The organism is Moorena sp. SIO4G3 (assembly GCF_010692305.1).
GTDB classification, from domain to species: domain Bacteria; phylum Cyanobacteriota; class Cyanobacteriia; order Cyanobacteriales; family Coleofasciculaceae; genus Moorena; species Moorena producens_A.
Genome location: NZ_JAAHIG010000119.1, coordinates 1 through 22,499 on the forward strand (window position 1 = coordinate 1; position 22,499 = coordinate 22,499).

The following is a 22,499-nucleotide window of genomic DNA, read 5'->3' on the forward strand; positions in this document are numbered from 1 at the left end:
TTGGGAAGGCAGCGCGGTCTTGGGGGTTCCCCCACTCGCGCTTTGCCGTGGTTTCCCCCACTCGCGCTTTGCATCAAGACAGGGTAATTATCCCGACATGATATAAGTACTGATCAACTAAAGGCTTAATCAAGATGCTGGAAATAATGGCATGGTTAACTAACCGCTTAACTAACCGCTTAACTAACCGTATCGGTCTGGTAATCAGTGCTACACTGCTGGGGCAAATATTACCGGTGTCAATCCCAGACAGTGAGCCAAACAACTATTTTTCAGATTCATCAACAGCGATCGCTCAGACACAGTTATCCACTGACTCGGTAAACAAAGAGGTATCCCCCCCTACCTCCAGGGGAAACCCTCCGCCGCCCACTAGACCTTTACCTGATCAACGCCTCAGGCAAGAAACCCAGCCCCTGCCAGCGGATTTTCGGGTGTCTGCTTTGCAACCGGATTTTACCGGCGAGCTTTGGGTGGGCTCTTGGCTAGGATTAACAAGAATTGACCCTAATAGTGGAAAAATCCGCACTCGCCTCAGTCTGCCGAATTACACTGTTGGTGCTATAACTCAAGACCGGGTAGGGCGGATTTGGGTAGGAACCTATGAAGGACTATTGCGTATAGACCCTCGTAATAATGAAATTAATGCCCAAAACTTTACCTTACCGTCTAATAATGTGTTGTCCCTGTTGATTGACACTCGTGGCTATCTTTGGGTGGGAAGCGATCGCGGTCTGGCTCTGATTAGCCCTGACCAGGGATTGTTGATGACAACATTACAAAAATTACCCGGTGTCAGTGCCAATGCTTTGACTCTAGATGAAGAGGGTCAGCTGTGGGTGGGGACTCTAGAAGGGCTAGTGCGAGTCGATACTGCTAGTGCTTTTGTAATTGCTCGCATCAAGGATTTACCAGGAAACACGGTACAAACCTTGACCCGAGGACCGGAGGGAATGCTATGGGCTGGCACTCCTAATAGTTTACTGGTGATTAACCCAGACACTTACGAAGTGTTCAGGTCTGTAACTCCCCTAAGAGGACGTAATGTCACTGCTGTGCAGTTTGATCTAGATGGTAATGTTTGGGTTGGTACGGATAATGGTTTATTTAAAATTAAACGAGACAGTGGAGAAGTGTTGGCTAAACTAGGCAAGCTACCCTCTAGTCGTATTCTGGCATTAGCTCCTAATACTGGTAACAAGTTATGGATCGGAACTTCCGAAGGACTAGCTTGGGTGAGCATGAGTACAGGTCGCATCGAGCCCCATTTGGGCTTTGTTAGAGAGATTCCAGGTAGTTTTTAGGTTGGGAAGCATCGGCTCTAAGTGAGTGCGTTCGCACCTCAAGCAGCGTCGGCTTTGCCGAAAGCGTGACCAAAGGTCAATCGCAAAAAAAAATTGACGCTCCCATCAGCAGCTTTGATTAACCTTTTTTCACGGAATTCCCCATCCTTCTTCAGGGTGGGGATGGATAGGGAGGGCGTTGCTAAGCCAATTATTTTTAGTATTTGAGATTTTAACACTCGTGCGGCTGTGTGGTAAAATCCGGTTATGCTTACCATGAACTACACTTACCGTATTTATCCAGACCTGCACCAATCGGCAACAATGCTCGAATGGCTGGAAACGTCGCGCCAGGTTTATAACCGTGCATTGGGCGAACTTAAGGACTGGATCAACTCCCGTAAGTGTTTGATGGATAGGTGTTCATTGAATCGGGAATACATTATTCCCGCCGACGTCCCTTTTCCATCTTATCATCGTCAGCAAAATGATTTGCCTAAATTGAAACAGACCTGGCCAGACCTCAAGAATGTTTATTCTCAAGTGTTGCAAACTACGATTCGGAGGTTGCATGACACATGGAAAGCATTTCAAAAACGTGGTTTTGGATTTCCAAGGTTTAAGAAGTTTGGACAATTCAAGTCTTTCTTGTTTCCACAGTTCAAAGACAACCCAATTAATGGCTTTGAAATTAAACTGCCCAAGATTGGAAGTATCCTAATTAGCTATAGTCGCCCAATTCCAGATGGATTTAAAGTCAAGCAAGTAAGGGTGTTGTCTAAGGCTCGTGGAACCCAATGGTATGTAATTGTTTCGATTCAATCTCAAGTGTCGATTCCCGATATTTCTGTTCATGGTAGAGCGATTGGCATTGACTTGGGATTGGAGCGATTCGCCACCACATCTGATGGCAACTTTTTTGAACGTCCTAAGTTTTTGAAGTCTCAATACAGCAAGCTGAAATTGCTGCAACGTCGAGCCGCACGAAAACAAAAGCGTTCTGCTAACTGGGAAAAAGCTCAAATCAAGGTGGCGCGATTGCATAATGAGATTACCGCCAAGCGCAAAGACTTCCATTACAAAACGGCACATAACCTTTGTGACCAAGCTCAAACCATTTTTGCAGAAGACCTGAATACAGTTGGACTCAACCGAGGGATGCTCCGCAAAGAGTGTATTGATGCATCCTTTGGGGCGTTTCTTTCTCGCCTGGAATGGGTGTGCTGGAAACGGGGGGTATTTTTTATGCGAGTCAATCCCAACGGTACAAGTCAAACCTGTCCAAGTTGCGGCGCAACTGTGGGTAAGCCCCTTGGGGAAAGGGTTCATCATTGTCCTGAATGTGGATACCAGACTCATCGCGATCATGCGGCTGCCGAGATGGTGTTATGGCGTGGAGTAAACTCAGTACCCGTGGGCAATCGGGGAATGGAAACTGCCTGTGCAGGCGTACTAGCGGGGGCTCAAACCTCTAGCCAAGTGCCGAAATCCCGCCAGGGAACAACCAGGAACTCCAAGAAGTGATTCTTCGGAATCCCCATCCCTCTATAGGGTGGGGAGGATGTCAAGGCCTATTTAGCTGAGAGTGCATCACAGTTAATGTTTCTGCTAGTTGACTAAGGCGATCTTCGAGGTATTTTTTCCGAATCAATAGTTGTCGCAGTTTTTGATAACGAGCGATGGCCATGCTCACACTGGGAACCTGATCTGCTGGACAAAACCTTGACCAAGATTGACCCTGCTCATCCAAGCCACAAAGACGATAACCAGTACGAGGAGATTGATAGGTAACATTAGTATTAGATTGCTCAACCGCTTCATCCACATAGTCCATCATCCGGTCACCATTGGCTAGTCTTACTGTCCCTATGGCATCTTGGGGTTGACTCGCTTGAGACTCTAACCAGCCATCAACAATTGGTCCTTCTAGGTATAGGTCTTGAATTTGCCGGAGGATTTTGTGCAGTTCCTGCTGCCAACCCAGAACAATTCCCTCAATGTCTTGCAACAGATTCATTGCCAAAGCTGGGTTAGCACCATGGCGATGGTTTCCCAGTTTAGGGTATTTTAATCTAGGCAGAGTCGGTATCTTCTGTTCATCCTGGCGAGTCGGGAACGGTTGTACTGCCATCGAGAAAGAAGGTTCCTTTTTAGTTCTACGACTGACTACACCTGCTTGTTGGTGATTAGTTTGATCAGCCACAGTTGGGGATGGTTGTGATGAATCAGTGGCACTAGTTTTTGCTAACTGATTTAGTGTTGTCTCGATCCGTCGCAATTTTGATTTCATGAAGACTAATTTGAGTAAATATAGTTGATATCAAGGGGGAAGATGCCCAATATTGCTGAACTATAAGCTCTATTAATTTTGACTAAAGCGAAGATAACTCCCAATAGCCTTGAATACTAATAAATTTACCAGTAACAAATTTACCAGTAATTTAATTTTAGTCACCGGACCATCCAGGTCTGGAAAAAGCGAGTGGGCAGAAACCCTGGCGATGCAGACTGGGAAATCGGTAATATACGTTGCTACTGCCACAACCAACCCGGATGATCCAGAGTGGCTGGCCCGGATTGAAAAACATCAGCAGCGACGCCCCAGTTCCTGGACAACCCTTTTGGTCCCACTGGACTTGGCAGCAACAATTACCAACTATTCTGACATCAATCACTGCCTGTTAGTAGATTCTCTAGGAACCTGGGTTGCCAATTGCTTAGAACAGAATGATACCGTTTGGCAGCAAACGTTACAAAACTTATGGAATAGTTTGACCAAGGTTAAAGGTTCTGTAATTTTTGTTGCAGAAGAGGCTGGCTGGGGAGTGGTTCCAGCATATCCTATGGGTAGGGCGTTTCGCGATCGCCTCGGAAATGTGGTGCGTTATTTGGGGCACTTGGCTAACCCAGTCTACTTAGTCACCGGCGGTCATGTGCTTAATCTCAGTACTCTGGGTCAACCATTACCGGATAATGGTAATGTTGGCGAATCACCTCAAACCTAATCCAATCCATGGCAAGAGGGGAAAGATACCGGCAGTGGGGAAGAAGCTTCCTAGCTCAGTTGTTTATTCAACGGGTTAAAACTGACTAATAACAACTAATTACCAACAAAACCATGGCATCTGAAGCACAAGTCAAACGCTATCTCACCTACTGGTTCCAGTTAGGCAAAAAAGTTGTGATGCGCAATGGTTTTTCAGCTATGCACCCACAATCACTTACAAATGGCAAGCACTACAGCCAAGAATTTGAAACGATTTGGCAGCTAGTCATTTCACCAGAGACTGGTGATTGTTACCTGGAAGGAACTGATGAAACAATTGCGGAGTTATTAACACCCAAGTGGGATATACTCCCTTGTTCCCGTTGTGATATGCCTTTACCCATTAAAACCGCTGGCATACCACCAACCTGTTGTCCCTGTTTTGATCTACCCACATGGCCCAACACAGAATTGCCAGCACCACGAGATCCAGTGTGTAGTCAAACCGAACTAAGAGGGATTTGCGATCGCTTAAACAAAATTACTGATAATTGAATTACTTACAAGAGTAAAAAAAATAAAATACCAGTTTTTAGCTTGTAGAGTCGCCCCAAAAAAAAATTGGTTATTTTGATAATTATTCTATATAGCGTATCTCATAGCTATGAGGTACACATTATTTTTTCCCTCTTGCCTCTTGCCTCTTGCCTCTTGCCTCTTCACTGCTCCCTGCTCCCTGCTCCCTGCTCCCTAAAACCCAGAGATTTGTTCATGGGTATAATAATTGCTATATATTACTCTCGTTTAATTTAAAGTGAAAGATTTCAGTAAAGACGATTAGTTGAATTGCCGCATATGGGGGAGTTTATCTGCCCCATATGCTAGTGCTCTAGAAAGTCAAGGAGATCACAGAGTTTTCAGATATTCAATCAAGGCTTTTTTATCCTGTTCAGGTAAATCAGTGCCATAGAGATGTCCTTGGTTACCGTTAGCTATAACGCTAGTATCGTATCTGAAACCCTCCTTCTCAGCGTTTGCTCCCTCCGAGACAAAGCCGACTTTTTCGGGATCATAGACATCGTAGCCCCGGTAAAATACCTTCGTCCGCTTCTCAGGAGTTTCTAGTAAGTTGGTTAGATTAGGCACTGAACCATTATGGAGATAAGGAGCTCTTAGCCAAAGTCCATCAAGGGCTACTGCCACATAACCATTAGTCTTACGCAAGTAGTCAAAGTCCCATTCATAGCCTTCAGCGTATTCATTATAAGAGTCAGCTGCTTCCTGAGTCCACATATCTAAGCGGTTGCGGTCAGTACCAATCTCATCAATAGGAATAACAGTTCCTATCCGTTCTCCACCAAAAGCATGGCAGGATGCACAGGTATTACCAAAAATCTCACTACCTTTTGCTGCCAATGTCTGATTAACCTCAAAAGGATATGGGGGAGGAGGTAATTCAGTAATATAATCTTCTACCCGCTTTAAACCTTCGATATTAATCGACTTCCTAGTAGCACCATCACCGATTGCCCCAGTCTGGATGGTTTCCGTCAGTGACGTTTCTAAGCCATCCCAATGATAGGCAAATCCTTCATGCATCTTTTGATTCCAAATCGACATCATGTCGGAGTTGTCAACGGAATCATCTAGAGGTTGCTCTAAGTATCGAAACTTGCCAGGGTTAAATGGAGAGATCCGACCAGGTCCCCAGTCGGGACGGGAATCCATCCAAGCATATCCTTCCCCAAGTTCCAGAATTGATTTCCTAGTTTGAGGAATAATTACATAGCGATAAAGTAGTTTATCAAACCAAGAAAGTTCATAATTGTATCCGATTTCTCCAAGAATATAGTCTGCTGTAAATCGTGGATCATTGGCACAAGCTTGCAGAAATCTGAGGTAGCCTTGAGAATCAAACTTATTTGACGGTCCTCCTAAAATAATGGTAGGTTTATCTTTAGGATTTTCGCGAAATGTAGCCGTATGACAGGAAGCACAAGTTATGCCCTGACGGGGAAAACCAATAGTTTTTTTAGAAAAGCCAATGGGCAATTCTTTCCCCTCTTCCCAGGTAATTCCCAAAGAGGTATAACCACCCGGTCCTGGTAGTTTATCTGGAAATATCCGGGGAAGCACCAGCCAAATTAAATAGGGTAAACCTTCAGCATTTTCTGTGCCAATGGAACCATACTTGAAGTGTTCTTCTGGCGACTCATAATCGTAATAGGTGGGAGGATTGGGGTCTTCTCGAAATAGGTTGTACCATCCCACATAGGCTACAACTCCAGCCAGCAAAAAAATACTAATAACAATCGTTATTAGTATTTTACCTAATTTCGTTTTCACCATTTCCATAACGTTATTCTTCTCCCTACTGCTAGATAGTGCTGAGTGCAGTGCTAGGTGATAAGTATTAGTATTCCCGAAAAGTTAGGAGAATCCCTTGACTATTTTTGAAATAAGGGGTTGTTCAGTTTGCAGGGCAAGGAATAAGAGAATTCCTTGGATAACTGCGAAGACAAGGTCAACCAAAGCGATACTCATAAATCCCAGATCTTGACCAAATAACAAGACAGCCGTTATAAAAAACGTAGCTCCACCACCTCGTGTGACCAATATCGACATCCAAGCTGTTGCTTGATAGCGATAGGGATCCATAGCACCAGGAATGTATAAAATACTGATTTCCAGCAACAGCAATCCTGCAGCACGTACCCAGATAATCGGCACTGGGATTTGCATTTTTAACAAAGAGAGCATGACTTCTGGGAAGAACAATAAGGGAATGACAAAAAACACCACATTGATAATGATGCCAAGCCATACCACACAACCAAAGTATTTAGCGTAAGCGTTCATTTTACCTCTTGCTTGAATCTGTTGTTTTAATCTCTTTGTTTAATGTATTGGTTGGTTTTTGTAAATAATTGTTTACATTTATCCCTTACTAAAGGGTCTTCATGTACTCCACTAAGGCATCTTTTGCTTCTGGAGAGAGGTCAGTTCCATAAAGGTGACCACTATTTAAATTGCCAGGAATTGTTGTATAAATCTTAAAGAATTTGTTGGTATTATCCTCTGCTACATCGGAAACAAAACCAACCTTGTCCTGATCGAAAACATCATCACCCCGATAGAATTCTTTGGGTCGGTTTTCGGGGGTTTCTAACAAGTCTCTTAGGGTTGGTACTGAACCATTATGTAAATAGGGAGCTCGTAGCCAAATTCCATCTAGGGGCACATTGGCATAGCCATTGGTCTTGCGGAAATGTTTGAAACGCCTTGGTGTGCCAACAAAGAGGGTATTTTGGTTAGAAAGCAGTTCATAGGTGTAGGAATCCAGGCGATATCGGTCTGTACCAATTTCTTCAATAGGTGTTACCTTGCCAACCTTTGAACCACCAAAAGCATGGCAACTGGCGCAGTTGTTTTCATAAATTGGCTTACCCACTGCTGCCAAATTCTGCTTAATCTCATAGGGATAGGGCGGGGGTGGTAATTCCCACAGCCAATCAGCAACCCGTTGAATCCCATCCAAATCTACCGTGGTTGGTGTCACCCCTGCACCCAAAGCAGCGCTCAGGTTCCGCTCATCCACCGATTCGTTATCACCATCCCAGTGCAACTGCAAACCTTCACGAGGCTTCTGATTCCAGATCGAGGGAAAATCTGCACCACCAATCAATTCATCAGGGTCTAACTGATCCATCGGGAAGCGAAATTGCAGGGATTTATAGGGATTAAACGTATCCACCCGCCCAGGACCGCGATCAGGTTGGTTATTTAAAAAGGCGAGTAGGCTACCCTGAGCAATTAAAGCATCCCGAGTCTGGGGAATAACCAGGTAGCGATAAATTAATTTCTGGATGGGGTTGAACTTTTCCCCTTGGGCTGCAATCTCTGCCAAAATCCGGTCGGCGTTGAATCGTGGATCAAATGCTACTTCCGAGATTAACTTGATGTACCCTGATAGATTGACCGTATTGGAAGGCATGGTGGTGATTACCCGGGGTGTACTATCGCGGGTATCTCGCACTGTACCAGCATGGCAGACTGCACAATTTAAACCAACACGGTCAACGAACATCCGACGCTTTGAAAAGCCGATGGGTCTGTCTTGTCCTGGTTCATAGATAAAGCCTAATGAAGCATAACCCTCACCGGGTAGCTTATCTGGAAAAATTGCTGGCAGTACTTTCCAGATCCAGTAGGGAACTCCATTCACTGGCTCGCTGCCGATGGAACCATACTTAAAGTGGTCATTAATATCTGCATATCTAACTGGGGAGTTGGATATCAACGGCCAAGCTATCACTAGGGTGATGACCAGTACAACTCCGATAATAAGAAGCCAAAACCGCTTTAAGCTTTTTAAAGCACCCTTGATTAGGGTTGGGTTTTCTGATTCACTCATCAATTTCTTACCTGTAATCTATAAAATAGTGCGTTAGTGTTCAGTGCTAAGTATTTAGTAGATCACGAATTACCCTTGTATCCAAAAATAAACGCCATTTGTAGGGGTACACAGCCGTGCCCCCTCAACCTATGTACCGTAACATACTAACTCCTATAGAAAAAAGCGTTCGAGGAAAGCGATCGCATTCTCTATCCCATTCTCTATCGCTTTCTCTATAAGATGTAAAGAAACATTTCTAGTTTCTTAGAACAGGTTTTTATTCTTCATTGTTGACAAAAATAATTAACAATTACGAGAATGGTGGTGGATCAAATACAGTCATGACCTGTTTAATCATTTTGTCGTGGTCGTCATTGTATCGGCGCACATCGTAGCAGCCTAGAGGGTTTTGTAGGGCATTGAACAAGCACCTGTTGCAGTAGGTGCAGGGTCGGTCTGGCAGGTCTTTTCCTTGCTGAAACTGCTGGACTAGGTCATTATTAGCAACCAGAGGACGGGCGATACTAACTGCATCACAGAATCCTTCACTAATCGCCTCGCGGATGTAGGATGCTTGCTGAAAACCTCCCGTGCAGATGACTGGGATATTCACATGCTTTTTGATTTCCTTAGCATCACTGATGCTAATACCTTGGTATTTATCTAGGAGTTCTTGCATGGTTTGACTTGATACAAACTCCCGGAAGGAGTCGTCCAAGGCTTTATCCTGTACATTTTTGCCGATAATCGGCTGAGTCCGATCCTTTCTGTAAACTCGGTTCCATAAGAACAAGAAGAGGGGAAATAGGAATCGATACCGGAACAGTAAGTAATTGCGGAAGGTATAGATACCGCTTCCGAGCATGATCTCGTACCATCGGGATGCTTCGTCCTGGGGAAACTCACCGGGTGGGTTCAACGGGTGGGGAAATAAGCTTCCAGTGGATATATGAAGGGCATCTGCTCCAGCTTCCTCCACCCACTTGCAGATTTGGATAGAGTCTTCCAGGGTATTCCCAGGCTTGTCCCAAGGAATCACAGCATCGTTGTATTCCACTGCACTGATTTTTGCCTGGAGGTGAAAATCGTTTCCTACCTCTTTGCGTATTGCCTGGATAATCTCCAGTAAGAAACGAGCTCGATTTTCCAGAGAACCGCCATACTCATCCTTGCGGTCGTTGATGCCTGAACTCAGAAATTGGGTAATCAGATAGCCATTGGCACTGTGCAGTTCTACCCCATCAAGTCCTGCCTCACGAGCTCGTCTGGCACCATCAGCGAACGCCTGAATCATTTCCTTGATTTCCTTGCGTGTCATTGCCTGACACTCCAGCCCATGAAATGACTCAGTTTCACTGGTTGAACTCAGACCCTTATTATACAAATTCTCCACACCACCAACATCCCGCTGGCGACCAGAGTGGCTCAGTTGCATCAAAAACTTACAGTCATATTCATGAACTTTTTCCCCTACCTTGCGCCAGAAAGGAATTCGATCATCCCGGTCAATCGTGGCATAGTTAGGTAAAATTCGTCCTCGGATTTGGACGGGTGTAAAGGAAGAGACGATTGCACCGACGCCGCCTCGGGCAAATTTCTCTTCCCAATTAATCCGTGCCTGGTTACCGGAACCATCATAGTTGTCAAATCGACCAGAAATATTAGAACGAAATATCCGATTCTTTAGGGTCAAGTTTCGGAACTCCAAAGGTTCAAAAATTATATCCTTTTCCATTTGATTTAGTTGAATCTTGGCTTTTGTCGGAATAAAGCAAGCTACAAGCTCAATGGCTAGCATTCCAGATGCTGGCCGAATATTTTTTTAGGAAAACTATTTAAGGCTCTTATTGAGAGTAAATAACAATAAGAAGGTCATTTGTCTTTTGTCCTTTCTATTTTGTGACGCTTATTTGGTCTGATGCCCGATTCTCTGCTATACGCTGTCGCTAGGTTAGGAATAAATTACTGTCAGTGACTATCCCCTGTGACCCTATGCCCTTGCTTTGGGTTCGGGGAGGAGTCATTGAACTATCACAAAGTTGTATAAGGGCGTTTGTTAGCCAATCTTGGGTAAGTCCTGACAAAATCTTGCTCCCCAGTTGGATGTTGTTAAGTCTCTCCTCGAAAAACTATAATTTCCAACACTTTCCATTATGACTTAACGACCATTGATATTTCATGATTATTAAGTTTTTTAACAAGAATCTGGTTTTCGAAAAGCTCCCTGTGAGGATAACTATCAAGGCAATAGAGAGATTTTTCGCAACTGAACCACCTACTTCAGCTAGCGCCCCCCTTCTCCCTCAAGTTCTCAAAAGTATGCTATACCTCAACTATAGTCCCTCTGTGTGCTTCATTGGTTTAATTTTTCATTGCCCTAGGATCTGGTGATCTGCTTAAAATGTAATTTAAGTTACAACTACTAGTGGATAACTATAACCTACATAGCATTTCCATTTGAGTTGTGAACATAATCCCTTAGGGAAAGGCAAAAGGTAAGATTCAAAAGGCAAGACCTAATCAAGGATATAGGGATTTTGGTAAATCTCAAAAACCAATCATCTTTGTTTACAATTCCTTTGGAAAATCTATCGAAATAATTCTTAAAAAGTTCCTGGGTTAATTTTTGTTAAAATACACCTCAAATGAATCTAAAAAATCAGGTAAAGGATCTTCCCAAAACGGCTCTGATTACTGGTGCATCCAGTGGAATTGGTTATGAATTTACTAAGTTATTTGCTCGCGATGGCTACAAGTTAGTACTAGTTGCCAGAAGTGAGTCAAAACTATCTCAACTGGCCGAGGATTTTAGGGAAAAATTTGGGACATTTGTCAGGGTTATTCCGAAGGATTTGTCAGTTCCAGGAGCTGCACAGGAGATTTTTGACCAGCTCCAAGCGGAAGGGATTAAGGTTGATGCACTAGTCAACAACGCAGGATTTGCTACCTATGGAGCTTTTGCTGAAACAGACCTGGCTACTGAACTAGACATGATGCAGCTAAACATAGTAACCCTGACCCATTTGACCAAATTATTTCTGCCAGCTATGGTGCAACAACAGTATGGAAAAATTTTAAATATTGCCTCCACAGCAGCGTTTCAGCCTGGTCCGTTGATGGCAGTATATTATGCTACGAAAGCCTATGTCCTATCCTTTTCTGAGGCAATTGCCAATGAACTAAAGGGTTCAGGGGTGACGGTAACTACTCTGTGTCCAGGACCAACAGAATCGGGTTTTCAAGCTCGGGCAAACATGGAAGACTCTAAGATGGTTAGTGGACAAAAGATTATGAATGCTGAAACTGTTGCTAGGATTGGCTATCTTGGTCTGATGAAAAATCGAACTGTTGTTGTCCCTGGTCTCAAAAACCAGTTGCTTGCCCTGAGTATAAGATTTATGCCCCGAAATCTAGTAACCCAAGTGGTGAGAAGCATGCAAGAAAGGAGCCACTAGTTCTGAGTAGGCAGTGGATTGAGAAATTCTAGCTTAATAGGTGCGCTTGACCCGTAATTAAATTCGCCACGGGTCGCACCTGCTGATAGCCTTAAGGAAAATAGAAGCAATGGATAAGTCTGCTGGAAAGCCTCAAGTAAGATTTGTCAACGAAACAATGAGCAATGAATAATGAACACCTACCCTTCTACCAATGTACTCGACTTGTTACGGCTTCTGGGTAATCTAGCCAGTGGCTTTATCCGTAACCCCCTTGGTTTTGACCTTGAAAAAGTATTAGGGGGTTGGATTGGTGATGTCATCAAACGCTATGGTAGTAAAAATGTCATTCTAAACTTTCTTCTCAAGAAAGTCTTGCTAGTATCTGGGCGTGACTTATCAGACCACATTTTACAAGATCCACCGGACAGCCAAGGCTATATCGAAGGCAATCTCAAGAAGGATGGTATGTCTTTCCTTGCCCCCAACGCCCTCACTATCAGCCATGATCAGCAGTGGCAACGCCTGAGACCTTATAACGAGGGAGTGCTTGGAACAGGTTGCCAGCACCAGTACCAACAGGCTTTCCTCGAACAGGTACATCGTGCTTTTTCAAAGCCAGTATCCAACATTGAGGATATCCGGAAATGTATGGGTCAGGCAATGCTGGGCATTGTGTTTGGGGAAAATGTTGCTCCTGAGCGGTTGATCAAGGATATACAGGTGTTATTCTCAATGGTTGGAAATCCGATCAAGCGGATTCTATTGGGAAGGTTTGAAACTAAGCGTTTAGAAAAATTTTATGAAACTCTTGAGCAGCTTTGGGAAGGCAGCGAAGCCTCTGAAAAGCCATGCCTGTTGTCCATGGCTCATGGCATAAAGCCCTACACTACTGAAGAGGAACTCCTGCAACAAATCCCCCACTGGATGTTTACCTTTACTGGTTCAGGGACTGACTTGCTGGCGAGAACCCTGACTATGATTACCTCTAGACCAGAGGTGCTTGAACGGGTCCGACAGGAAATCAAGAAAGCGGGTTCGTTAGAGCAAGGGTCAACAATTGCTAAGCTCGGCTATTTGGAAGCTTGTTTGTTGGAAACAGGTCGTTTGTTCCCTCCAGTGACGAGAACGTTTCACATCACAACAGCTGCGGACACCTTTAATCACAACCGTATTCCCCCAGACATGGAAATTCTACACTTTTTCCCAATCATGCAACGGGAAAAATCTTTAGACCCATCCACAGATTCGTTTGTACCTCAACGGTGGCTAGATCCGAGCGATCAGGACAATTCGACTTACTCCAATTTGTTTCTGAGAGGATCTCGTACTTGCCCCGGAAGGGATTTGATCCTGTTTGTGTGTAAGAGTGCGATCGCAATTCTGCTCGACCAGCAGCAGCTCACATCCAAAACCAATGAACTCTCCCGAGATCCTCTACCAGCCTACTTCCCAGAAAACGATATCCAATTTGTTAACCCTTGATGGTTGACTCTGAAATTTATTGACAGTGAACTGATCAGCAAAGAGTACCCGAGATGGGTACTGTCAATCCCACACAATTATACAACACTAGATTTATTAGTCAATCCTCTTTAATTTCTAAATTAATGAGTTATGATAAACATAAAAAACTAAGAAATAAAAAGAGCTAAACAACGGTGAATTAAGATCATGCCCAGTCTTATTCACCTAGGCTTAGGAGTGATCTCGAAGCTCTGACGGGAATTCCTGACACTCCAAACCTAAAACCTTAAATCCCTCGGTAATAAAAACTAAAGGAATTAGCACAATGACAAAGAAACCTTGGCATGAGTTTCCTACTCCTCTAGCCCTGTTAAAATTAAATAAATTCCGCGAGAATATGCGGGAAGAAAATCTGCACGATACCTCCCAATTACCCACAAAAGGGGAGCCCCCTGAACCGACTCCTAGTCCTGATGGTCGCCATCTTAAAATTCGTACAGCAGATGGTTCATTTAATGACCCCAATGATCCCAAAATGGGGATGGCTGGCACCCGCTTTGGACGCAATGTACCCCTGAAACACGCCTACCCCGACGAAAAGAATTTACTCAATCCCAACCCCCGTACAATCAGTCTGAAGTTATTGACGCGGGATGAATTTGTACCAGCTTCGATCTTAAACCTAACAGCTGCAGCCTGGATTCAATTCCAGACCCACGATTGGTTTTCTCATGGCTATGATGAGTCCCAGGATAAAATCGAGATTCCTCTGGAACAGGATGACCCCTGGCCCGAAGAGCATCGACCTCTGGAAATCGAAACCACTCCAAAAGACCCCACTCGTTCTGAAGACGATACCAACAATCCTCCAACCTTTATCAACAGAGAAACTCACTGGTGGGATGCTTCCCAAATCTATGGCAGTTATCAGGAAACTATTGATAAGGTGCGTAGCCATGTCGATGGTAAGATGATAATTGGTGATGACGGTTTGTTACCTGTCAACCCAGAAAACGGAATCGATATTGTGGGCTTTGACGATAACTGGTGGATAGGACTAAGCATGTTGCATATCCTGTTCGTCAAAGAGCACAACACTATCTGTGATCATCTGAAAAAACAATACCCTGACTGGACAGATGATGACCTGTTCGACCACGCTCGACTGATTAATGCTGCCTTGCTAGCTAAAATTCATACTGTGGAATGGACTCCGGGCATCCTGGGACATCCCGCCTTGCAAGTTGCCATGAGAGCGAATTGGTGGGGGATGTTGGGTCAAGAATTCAAAAATCGCTTTGGGCGTCTTGGGAACAATGAAGTAGTCAGCGGCATTGTTGGCTCATCTACTGACCACCATACTGCTCCCTACTACCTCACCGAAGAATTCGTTTCTGTGTATCGGATGCATCCCCTCATCCCCGATGAATTCCAGTTTTACTCGGTTAAAGACGGTAAAGAGCTGCTGACAAAAGACTTTTTTGAAGTTTCTGGCAAGCGCTCACGTGCCATTCTAGAACAGGTAGATATAGCTGATTTATTCTACTCCTTTGGAATCACCCACCCAGGTGCTGTCACCCTTTACAATTATCCAAAGAAATTGCAGCAGCTAGTGAGGGACAACGGTGAAGTATTTGACTTAGCTGCTGTAGATATCCTGCGAGATCGGGAGCGAGGGGTTCCCCGCTACAACCAGTTCCGGGAACTAATTGGTCGCGATCGAGTTAAATCCTTCGAGGAAATCACTGAGAAGCCAGAATGGGCGAAAGAATTGCGGGAGGTTTACAACAATGATATCGATAGTGTAGACCTAATGATAGGTATGTTCGCAGAAAATCCTCCCAAGGGATTTGGTTTCAGCGATACCGCCTTTCGGATATTCATTCTGATGGCATCCCGACGACTGAAAAGCGATCGCTTTTTTACCAAGGATTACACTGCCGAAATCTATACTCAATTTGGTCTCGACTGGATTGACAAGAACACTTTCATAAGTGTTCTGCTCCGACATTACCCCAGCTTGACTGCTAGTCTTAAGGGTGTTGAAAATGGCTTTGCTCCCTGGAAGCCCATAGTCAAATAATGGCTCAGTTGAACCTTTGGGTTAATTGACAATCCCCGCTCGCTCAGAGACGGGGATTGTTGCTTTTGGTTTGCACCCATGACAGTAGAGGTAAAATCTCCCTAGGTGCGCTCTTACCATTAAGAATTAAATTCGCCACGGGTCGCACCTGAGGAAATTCCGCCCTGACGCTCACACTTGAAACCCGACTCACGCCAAGCATTCATGTCTACATCCGTGAGCTGGATTAGATCAGAGCATCGGGGTTGGATGACTTGAGACAGCAGCGCCCAAACCAAGCTGCGAGCAATGTCTAGCCCAGTTTTGAGAGGGGATTCTAAATTACCAGGAATACCTTTCTCTGGCACCAAATCTGTGTCTACCCAAATCCCATGAGCTCCCAGAAGAATTTGCGCCATCCACTGAGCCCGTGATAGATGGGTGCCAGAGGTAATTAACTTAACCCTACGAACACCCCACCGCCGGAAAATTGGGATACTAAAGAAAAAGTTACCAAAGGTAGAATTAGCACACTTTTCTAACCAAACCTGTTCTGAAGATGCCATCTCCCGCTGAAAAATTAGCCAAATGCAGGGGTCTGGGGATCCATGAGAAATCAGAATTCGCTTGTCTGGGTACTGTTTGGCTAATTCAGCAACATGGATTTCTCGACGAATACTCCCCCCTAGGACAAAGAACGTATCCACGGGTGCTGATGCGGCTGCGTTCAATCTTAGAGTATTAATTAGCAGCCAGCCACACAAGAACAGTGCTAGAGTTAATAACCCCCAAACTCGTAGACGTCGTCGCCATTTTACTGCTCGTGACAACTTGCTCATGCATTCATCGGCCTGAAATATTACCTTTGACTTGGGTTTGTAGCTTTAGTGATACCTATAATTTTATGAGCTACTGCCTGAGAAACTGGCATGACCGAGAGGCGATTTCCACGTCTAGTAACCCATAGCTCTTGGTCGCTAAACTCCTGTTTAAGGGTTGAAAGCTCTAGAAAATGGGGAAAAACCTCGACAAATTGCACTAGCACAGTTTGCCAGCGCGGAGATTCAACACTTGATTTGGGGTCGTAGTAACGGCTAGTTTGGTCAAATTGAGTCGGGTCAACTACTTCACTTTTAATAATTTCCATTAAGCCCACAATTCCAGGGGGTTTTGTATTGGAATGGTAAAAAAAAGCCAAGTCTCCCTCCTTCATTTCACGCAGAAAGTTTCGAGCTTGGTAATTACGAACCCCATCCCAAATTGTTTTCCCTTCTTTTTCCAGATCAGTGATGCTATAGACTTGTGGTTCCGACTTCATCAACCAGTAATTCATTAGTTATAGGCTTTTAAAAGGAGATGTGAAACTAGTATTGATCAAAAAAGCGACTGCATCAAGACAATCCGATGATTTTTTGGTGTTATCCGAAATCAGGATTTGGTTTCCTTATCTATTTGGAAATGCTGATCAAGTCCGGTTAGTTAGTTGGTTTATGCTCAAGTCGCTTTTTGTTATTGGTAATTTTTCCTTCTTCTTATAACTATAATGATCTTGAACTTGCTAAACAAGGCGTAGTCTTCCACTGTTAGTTAATTTCGCTCCCTGATGAAGCTATCCAAATTTCTGTTGCCTGTAGGCTTACTGGCAATTGTCTTACTGGGATGGAGAGTGTTCAGTGCTGCCTCTGCTCCCTTACCGGAAGGGTTTCCACCTCCTACCCCAGCTGGCAAAATCGAAATCAAACACTATCCTGCCTATCGAGCTGCCACAGTACCCTACTCTGGGGAACTGTCTGAGGCAGCTAATCGTGCTTTTAGCTCCCTGTACCGCCATATTAGCTCTAACGATATTTCTATGACTGCTCCGGTCGAAACTCGTTATCCGATCAGTACCCTCGAAAGTAGTCAGGGAGATTCCCTTGCTCAGCTTGGTGTTGCCTATGTATCATTTCTATACCACCGCCGTAATATAACTCCTGAGCAGATTGAAGGGAATATTCAGGTAGAAGACATACCACCGATGACAGTAGTCAGCCTTGGGATGAAAGGTAGTTATAGTTATGTCAGCTACCAACAAAGTATTGAACAGTTAAAGGAATGGTTAGCCCAACACTCGGAGTATACCGTTGCTGGTACACCCCGTCGCTTTTTCTATGATTCTCCCTTTGTCCCGGAAGCCCTAAAGCGCAGTGAAGTTCAAGTTCCGATTCGACCGGTAAATGACTAATATCAATTGTAAGCATATGCTTACTATCAATTTACTTGATTTATGCTACCAATAATGATAATTAGAGTTATCAGGATTTTTTAAAAATGGAAAGACAAGAATTATTTGAATCCAAGGGTGCAAAGATTTATGGAACACTTACCCTACCAGAAGGTGTGGAAAAGCCCTCCGCTTGCCTATTTATTGGAGGGTCTTTTCCTCAGACAAGAGAAGGAAATCTAGATAATTCAAAAACCGATTGGTTCCCTACACCATTACCAGAGAGAAACCTGTTCCGTGATGAAGCTAGAATTCTAGAGCAAATCGGGATAGCGACATTTAGATACGATAAGCGAGGATGTGGTCAAAGCGAAGGAAATTTTAATACTACTCGACTATTTGACTGGGTAGATGATGCTCGGATGGCATTGGAATGGATGCGGAGTATTCCTGAGATTGACAGCAGTAGAATCGGAGTTCTTGGTCAAAGTGAAGGGGCTGTAATTGCTTTGATTTTAGCAGCGTCTGACCCAGATATTCAGTTTTTTGTTTGGCAAGGGGGCATTTATAACAACCTGGAAGGGATAATCAAATGGCAAGCCGAAGCCTTTCAAAAATTAGATAGTACAACTATCAAAAATTTTAAAGAAAATATGCCATTAATGTACTGGATATACAAACAGTTTGATGAAATTATTGCTAGGGGAAAAAGGGGTGAAGAGTTCTTTCGGATCGGAGATGAATATTGGTCTTTTGATTATTACCTACCGCTGGGTCAAGAGCATTTTGACAATCCTCCCTATTTATTTGTGGACAAGGTCAAATGCCCAGTACTGATTTTACACGGTGCGTTGGATCACAATACACCTCCAAAAGAAGCTCAACAAATGCAGCAAGCACTTATCAATGCTGGCAATAGGAATGTGACAACTCATATTTTTGCTGGATTGGATCACAGCTTTAGAAGACTAGGTGACCCAGATGAAGATTTTGTTACTGCTATGAAACGACCGCTAGATCCAGAAATGCCCCAAGCACTAACTAATTGGCTAAAAGTCTGGCAATAAAAGTGATCAGGTGATCAGATTAAGTCATGGGGAGATAGGGAGATTAGCTACAGAACAGGAAAAAATAACAGACTATGATATCCCCTTAATCTAGCTAACAAACCCGGTTTATTAAGGGCTAATTATTGGCAATAGATATATACACAATTCGTCAAGTCCGGAATCTATGCTCTCAGGCTAAAGCTTTGGGCTAAAGGAACTAAGTTTACCGAAGCGGACTCAATTTTTTTTCTAGACTACGCCTACTAACAATGCTCCAAGATATCAGGTAAACCTACTTCATAAATTTTGTGAGTTTCCGCTTAGGATACCTCATTTGGTATAATTTTATAGTTTATTTGATCAGAAAAAGTACGAAATAGACAAAAAAAATTACAATTAGCAGGTTTTGTCTAAAAATCAGTAACTAGTTAAGTTTTACAAGCTCTAGCTATTTAAGTAACCGAAGATTGTAGAATATAAGGAAAACGTACTATTTCAGATTCAGAGGTGAGGTAAAGTTATGCCCCGTGGTGGTTATCGAGAAAATAGTGGTCGGAAGCCGAAGTGGAATCTGGGTCAAACTAAAGCAGTAAGGATTCCGGTAGTGATCGCAGATACAATTCTGGAAGTGGCTAAACGACTGGATGATGGGGAGAGTATAGAGTCGGTGATTATTCCTAAATCAGAAACGACTCAACTCTCTCAATTGCTTGGAGAAATAGGGGCATCACAAGCAGACTCAAAAGATTCATTAATGGGATCTTAATTCAGAATTCAGAGTTCAGAGTGTAGGAATTTTCAAACTCAATTCGTAATTCTGAATTCTGAACTCTACAGATATTAGACTACGGGAGCATTTTCACTTAGTTGAGCTTCATAGTAAATAGGGATTTATTAAATCTATAATGTGATTTACCCCTAAATCATGAAGGGGATAAATCGTATCATAAAACATAGATTTATCGTACATAAAATATTCTGTTTTACCAAGAATAGTAACCCCCAGACGTTGATAAAAATGTTCTATACTTTTAAAAAAATCTTGCTTTCTAGGTTCTTGATAAACATCAAAACAGATTGTATTCGGCCAAGTAGCTATCACCTTAATATTATGGCTTTCGCACCAATTTATAAATTTAATGATGCTGTTTATTCCATGACTTGAAGTTATAGATTTACCTATATTATTGTTGTAATTTATTTTGTCAATAGCTTGGATTTATTTTTGGGTTAAATCAGCTTTTCGATTACCTGTTTCATCTCCATACTCATTAAGATTTTCAGACTGATAATAAGAATTCCAGGGCTGAGGGGTTTTAAATTTAACTACGATTCCCTGTCTTGATGCAGTCGCTCATGGGGGAACCCCCAAGACCGCGCTGCCTTCCCAAGACCGCGCTGCATCGCTCTTGCACACGCTTCAAGGGGATTCCACTGATGAAACGAAATTGATTAATTAAATTCAGTGATAGTAAATATTTCGGATCCCGAGCCAACAGATAGTCAATCAATGCAGCAGTAGGTTTACCATCATCTGTATAATGCTCATATTCCAGAGGGAGAAGAACTAAATCTCCAGGCTTGAGCCAGGAATGAGCACGAGTCAAGATGTAATCAATACCAAGTCCAGCATATGTAGCTCCATTAAGACAACTTACGAATGTCTCTTTATTTATCTGACTACAGCTAATGCCAAATAAAGCATTTGAGCCAGCAACTATAACTAATTTAGGGGTTTCTATAGAGTTAGCAATATTGGACTTGATAGTGTATATCTCGTCAGTCCAGCGAGAACTCTCTGTTGGAGCACCAATTTGGAATAAAACAGCCAACAGGAAAATTAAACAGCTAATTAACAATCCAGAAAAGATTGATTTGAAATATCTTATGTAAGCCATATTGTTAAAAATTAAAGTACAAAAATTCACTGTCAGGTGCTGTTAAAATAATTTTTATAACAATAAATAAAACTATTCCCAGAATAAGCCCAAAGGGTTGATTAAATTGCCACTGCAACTTTTTCCACAGTTGACTGCGCCAACTTGAATAAGTTTTTACTACAGGTATATTCAAGGCTGGCTTATACTGTTCCATCCATTGTTGAGAGTTGGGTATTAGCCAGATAAATAGCAACAAAATTATCAGGAATTTTTTTTGTGATTCCACAACTGATTCTGACAAAGATATCCCATTTACACCGAGCATTGTTTGTAAGATTACACTTGCACTATCAAGATTATCTGCACGAAATAAAACCCATCCAAATACGACAGCAATAAAAGTAATAAAACAACTAAGAGTGCTACTCAACCAGTTACTCTTTTTCAAATCATGTCCTAGGAATTTACGAAAAGATCGCCATTGATGATTGATACATAAATAAACTCCGTGTAACCCTCCCCACAAGACGAAAGTCCACCCAGCACCATGCCAAAGACCACCTAGCAGCATGGTAATTATTAAATTGAGATTGCGTCGTAATTCGCCTTTGCGATTACCACCGAGAGGAATATAGAGATAATCCCGCAGAAAGTTAGAAAGGGTAATATGCCATCTACGCCAAAAGTCACTGATGTTTACTGCTTTGTAAGGAGAGTTAAAGTTCAGTGGTAGCTTAATACCAAACATCCGTGCTGCACCGATAGCCATCTCAGAGTAGCCGGAAAAATCGAAGTAAAGTTGGAACGTGTAAAATAACGCACCACTCCAAGCATCATAAAAGGTGAGTAATTCTCCTGAAGCAGCAGCATTAAAGACTGGAGTAGCATAAAGAGCAGCTGTGTCAGCAATCAAGACTTTTTTGATTAACCCTATGGAGAAAATAGTTACCCCCACCGCCATATCTTCAGGGTTAAACCGATAAATCGATTTATTTGCAAACTGAGGCATTACCTCTTTGTGATGGACAATTGGTCCGGCAATTAATTGCGGAAAAAAGGTGACAAACAGGCAATATTATGAAAAGCTATAGTCTTTGGTTTCGCCTCGGTATGCATCGACTAGATAGGCAATTTGCTGGAATGTAAAAAAGGAGATTGCTAGGGGTAAAATAATCTGATTTATAGTAAAGGTTTTCCCTAGGAAAACGCTGACATTATCTACGAAGAAGTTAGCATATTTAAAATAACCAATGAGAGCCAAATAAATTTACGGCAATCCCTAAAACGAGAAGTAATTTGGGGCTAATGGATAATATTAATCGTTTAGAAAGAGCAGAGCCAACGGTATAATTAAAGAAGATGGAAAAAATTAGCAATGCTAAGTAGGGTGGATTCCACCAAGCATAGAATAACAAGGAGGCAGCTACCAAAAAAGCTATTGCTCCTTGATAATAGCCCTTTCTTCCCAGCAGGAAAAAGAACAACAGAGTCAGGGGTAAAAACAGAAAGATAAATTCTGGGGAGTTAAACAGCATGACAGACTGGTAGATTTCAGGAACTGGGTATGGGTGATCCCAAATCTGTTTCTCTAACCTCCCTAAGCGCCCAGACGACCCTCAGGTCGCGACTATAGAAATGCACAGACGTAGCATGCTATGTCTGTACAAGCTTCTTCGGGCTGAATTAAAAAGGGGGTATTTAACTCGGATTTGGTATAAGTGATGATACTGACCAATCTA

21 protein-coding genes are annotated in these 22,499 nt (G+C 43.0%); 10 read left to right on the forward strand and 11 right to left on the reverse strand.

The annotated features are described in order from the left end of the window. Positions 1 to 134 precede the first annotated feature (134 nt). Entirely contained in the window at positions 135 to 1,304 is a 1,170-nt protein-coding gene (locus F6J99_RS20765; protein ID WP_293114894.1) for a two-component regulator propeller domain-containing protein, read from the forward strand. Between the two features lie 38 nt (positions 1,305 to 1,342). On the opposite strand, the gene F6J99_RS20770 is transcribed toward F6J99_RS20765, so the two are convergent. Next, on the reverse strand, positions 1,343 to 1,561 hold the full coding sequence (locus F6J99_RS20770; protein ID WP_070394934.1) for a hypothetical protein: 219 nt from the start codon (positions 1,559 to 1,561) through the stop codon (positions 1,343 to 1,345). On the opposite strand from F6J99_RS20770, the gene F6J99_RS20775 reads away from it, so the two are divergent. After that, positions 1,560 to 2,807 (forward strand): RNA-guided endonuclease TnpB family protein, encoded by a 1,248-nt coding sequence (locus F6J99_RS20775; RefSeq protein ID WP_070394933.1) that lies wholly within the window; start codon positions 1,560 to 1,562, stop codon positions 2,805 to 2,807. The genes F6J99_RS20770 and F6J99_RS20775 overlap by 2 nt on opposite strands. Before the next feature lie 40 nt (positions 2,808 to 2,847). On the opposite strand, the gene F6J99_RS20780 is transcribed toward F6J99_RS20775, so the two are convergent. Beyond that, positions 2,848 to 3,561, reverse strand: coding sequence for a hypothetical protein (locus F6J99_RS20780; protein ID WP_293114896.1), 714 nt, complete (start codon positions 3,559 to 3,561; stop codon positions 2,848 to 2,850). A gap of 121 nt (positions 3,562 to 3,682) precedes the next feature. Here F6J99_RS20780 and cobU point away from each other — a divergent pair, with 121 nt between their 5' ends. Together cobU and F6J99_RS20790 are read left to right on the forward strand one after the other, a co-directional pair. Beyond that, positions 3,683 to 4,288, forward strand: coding sequence for a bifunctional adenosylcobinamide kinase/adenosylcobinamide-phosphate guanylyltransferase (gene cobU / locus F6J99_RS20785; protein ID WP_293114898.1), 606 nt, complete (start codon positions 3,683 to 3,685; stop codon positions 4,286 to 4,288). A gap of 113 nt (positions 4,289 to 4,401) precedes the next feature. Continuing rightward, positions 4,402 to 4,824 carry a hypothetical protein gene (locus F6J99_RS20790; RefSeq protein WP_293114900.1) on the forward strand — a complete coding sequence of 141 codons (423 nt, stop codon included), beginning with the start codon at positions 4,402 to 4,404 and terminating at the stop codon, positions 4,822 to 4,824. Positions 4,825 to 5,175: 351 nt separating this feature from the next. On the opposite strand, the gene F6J99_RS20795 is transcribed toward F6J99_RS20790, so the two are convergent. From F6J99_RS20795 to F6J99_RS20810, 4 genes are all read right to left on the reverse strand, one after another. After that, complete coding sequence (locus tag F6J99_RS20795; protein WP_293114902.1) at positions 5,176 to 6,624, reverse strand: c-type cytochrome; 1,449 nt, start codon at positions 6,622 to 6,624, stop codon at positions 5,176 to 5,178. Between the two features lie 75 nt (positions 6,625 to 6,699). Beyond that, on the reverse strand, positions 6,700 to 7,128 hold the full coding sequence (locus F6J99_RS20800; protein WP_293114904.1) for a hypothetical protein: 429 nt from the start codon (positions 7,126 to 7,128) through the stop codon (positions 6,700 to 6,702). 88 nt (positions 7,129 to 7,216) lie between these two features. After that, positions 7,217 to 8,683: a cytochrome c gene (locus tag F6J99_RS20805; protein WP_293114906.1), complete on the reverse strand. Its 1,467-nt coding sequence runs from the start codon at positions 8,681 to 8,683 to the stop codon at positions 7,217 to 7,219. Positions 8,684 to 8,975: 292 nt separating this feature from the next. Then, on the reverse strand, positions 8,976 to 10,400 hold the full coding sequence (locus F6J99_RS20810) for an NADH:flavin oxidoreductase (RefSeq protein ID WP_293114908.1): 1,425 nt from the start codon (positions 10,398 to 10,400) through the stop codon (positions 8,976 to 8,978). Between the two features lie 910 nt (positions 10,401 to 11,310). Between F6J99_RS20810 and F6J99_RS20815 the strand changes: the two genes are divergently transcribed. The 3 genes from F6J99_RS20815 to F6J99_RS20825 all read left to right on the forward strand — a co-directional run bounded on the left by F6J99_RS20815 (position 11,311) and on the right by F6J99_RS20825 (position 15,649). Next, positions 11,311 to 12,120 (forward strand): SDR family oxidoreductase, encoded by an 810-nt coding sequence (locus F6J99_RS20815; RefSeq protein ID WP_293114910.1) that lies wholly within the window; start codon positions 11,311 to 11,313, stop codon positions 12,118 to 12,120. Between the two features lie 171 nt (positions 12,121 to 12,291). Then, complete coding sequence (locus tag F6J99_RS20820) at positions 12,292 to 13,584, forward strand: cytochrome P450 (protein WP_293114912.1); 1,293 nt, start codon at positions 12,292 to 12,294, stop codon at positions 13,582 to 13,584. A gap of 307 nt (positions 13,585 to 13,891) precedes the next feature. Next, positions 13,892 to 15,649, forward strand: a complete 1,758-nt coding sequence (locus tag F6J99_RS20825; RefSeq protein ID WP_293114914.1) for a peroxidase family protein — start codon at positions 13,892 to 13,894, stop codon at positions 15,647 to 15,649. A gap of 119 nt (positions 15,650 to 15,768) precedes the next feature. Here F6J99_RS20825 and F6J99_RS20830 read toward each other — a convergent pair whose 3' ends face one another. Together F6J99_RS20830 and F6J99_RS20835 are read right to left on the reverse strand one after the other, a co-directional pair. Beyond that, a complete protein-coding gene (locus tag F6J99_RS20830; RefSeq protein WP_293114916.1) occupies positions 15,769 to 16,467 on the reverse strand; it encodes a YdcF family protein in 699 nt (232 codons plus the stop codon). A 20-nt stretch (positions 16,468 to 16,487) separates the two neighbouring features. Continuing rightward, positions 16,488 to 16,961, reverse strand: coding sequence for an EVE domain-containing protein (locus F6J99_RS20835; protein ID WP_293114918.1), 474 nt, complete (start codon positions 16,959 to 16,961; stop codon positions 16,488 to 16,490). 270 nt (positions 16,962 to 17,231) lie between these two features. On the opposite strand from F6J99_RS20835, the gene F6J99_RS20840 reads away from it, so the two are divergent. From F6J99_RS20840 to F6J99_RS20850, 3 genes are all read left to right on the forward strand, one after another. Continuing rightward, positions 17,232 to 17,852 (forward strand): heme-binding protein, encoded by a 621-nt coding sequence (locus F6J99_RS20840; RefSeq protein WP_293114920.1) that lies wholly within the window; start codon positions 17,232 to 17,234, stop codon positions 17,850 to 17,852. A gap of 86 nt (positions 17,853 to 17,938) precedes the next feature. Beyond that, positions 17,939 to 18,898, forward strand: a complete 960-nt coding sequence (locus F6J99_RS20845; protein ID WP_293114922.1) for an alpha/beta fold hydrolase — start codon at positions 17,939 to 17,941, stop codon at positions 18,896 to 18,898. 502 nt (positions 18,899 to 19,400) lie between these two features. Then, positions 19,401 to 19,646 carry a hypothetical protein gene (locus F6J99_RS20850; protein ID WP_070394915.1) on the forward strand — a complete coding sequence of 82 codons (246 nt, stop codon included), beginning with the start codon at positions 19,401 to 19,403 and terminating at the stop codon, positions 19,644 to 19,646. A 556-nt stretch (positions 19,647 to 20,202) separates the two neighbouring features. On the opposite strand, the gene F6J99_RS20855 is transcribed toward F6J99_RS20850, so the two are convergent. The 3 genes from F6J99_RS20855 to F6J99_RS20865 form a co-directional block, all read right to left on the reverse strand. Next, a complete protein-coding gene (locus tag F6J99_RS20855) occupies positions 20,203 to 20,778 on the reverse strand; it encodes a hypothetical protein (protein WP_293114924.1) in 576 nt (191 codons plus the stop codon). A gap of 4 nt (positions 20,779 to 20,782) precedes the next feature. Then, on the reverse strand, positions 20,783 to 21,829 hold the full coding sequence (locus F6J99_RS20860) for an MBOAT family O-acyltransferase (protein WP_365973793.1): 1,047 nt from the start codon (positions 21,827 to 21,829) through the stop codon (positions 20,783 to 20,785). Positions 21,830 to 21,998: 169 nt separating this feature from the next. Next, positions 21,999 to 22,295, reverse strand: coding sequence for a hypothetical protein (locus tag F6J99_RS20865; protein WP_293114926.1), 297 nt, complete (start codon positions 22,293 to 22,295; stop codon positions 21,999 to 22,001). Positions 22,296 to 22,499: the final 204 nt, after the last annotated feature.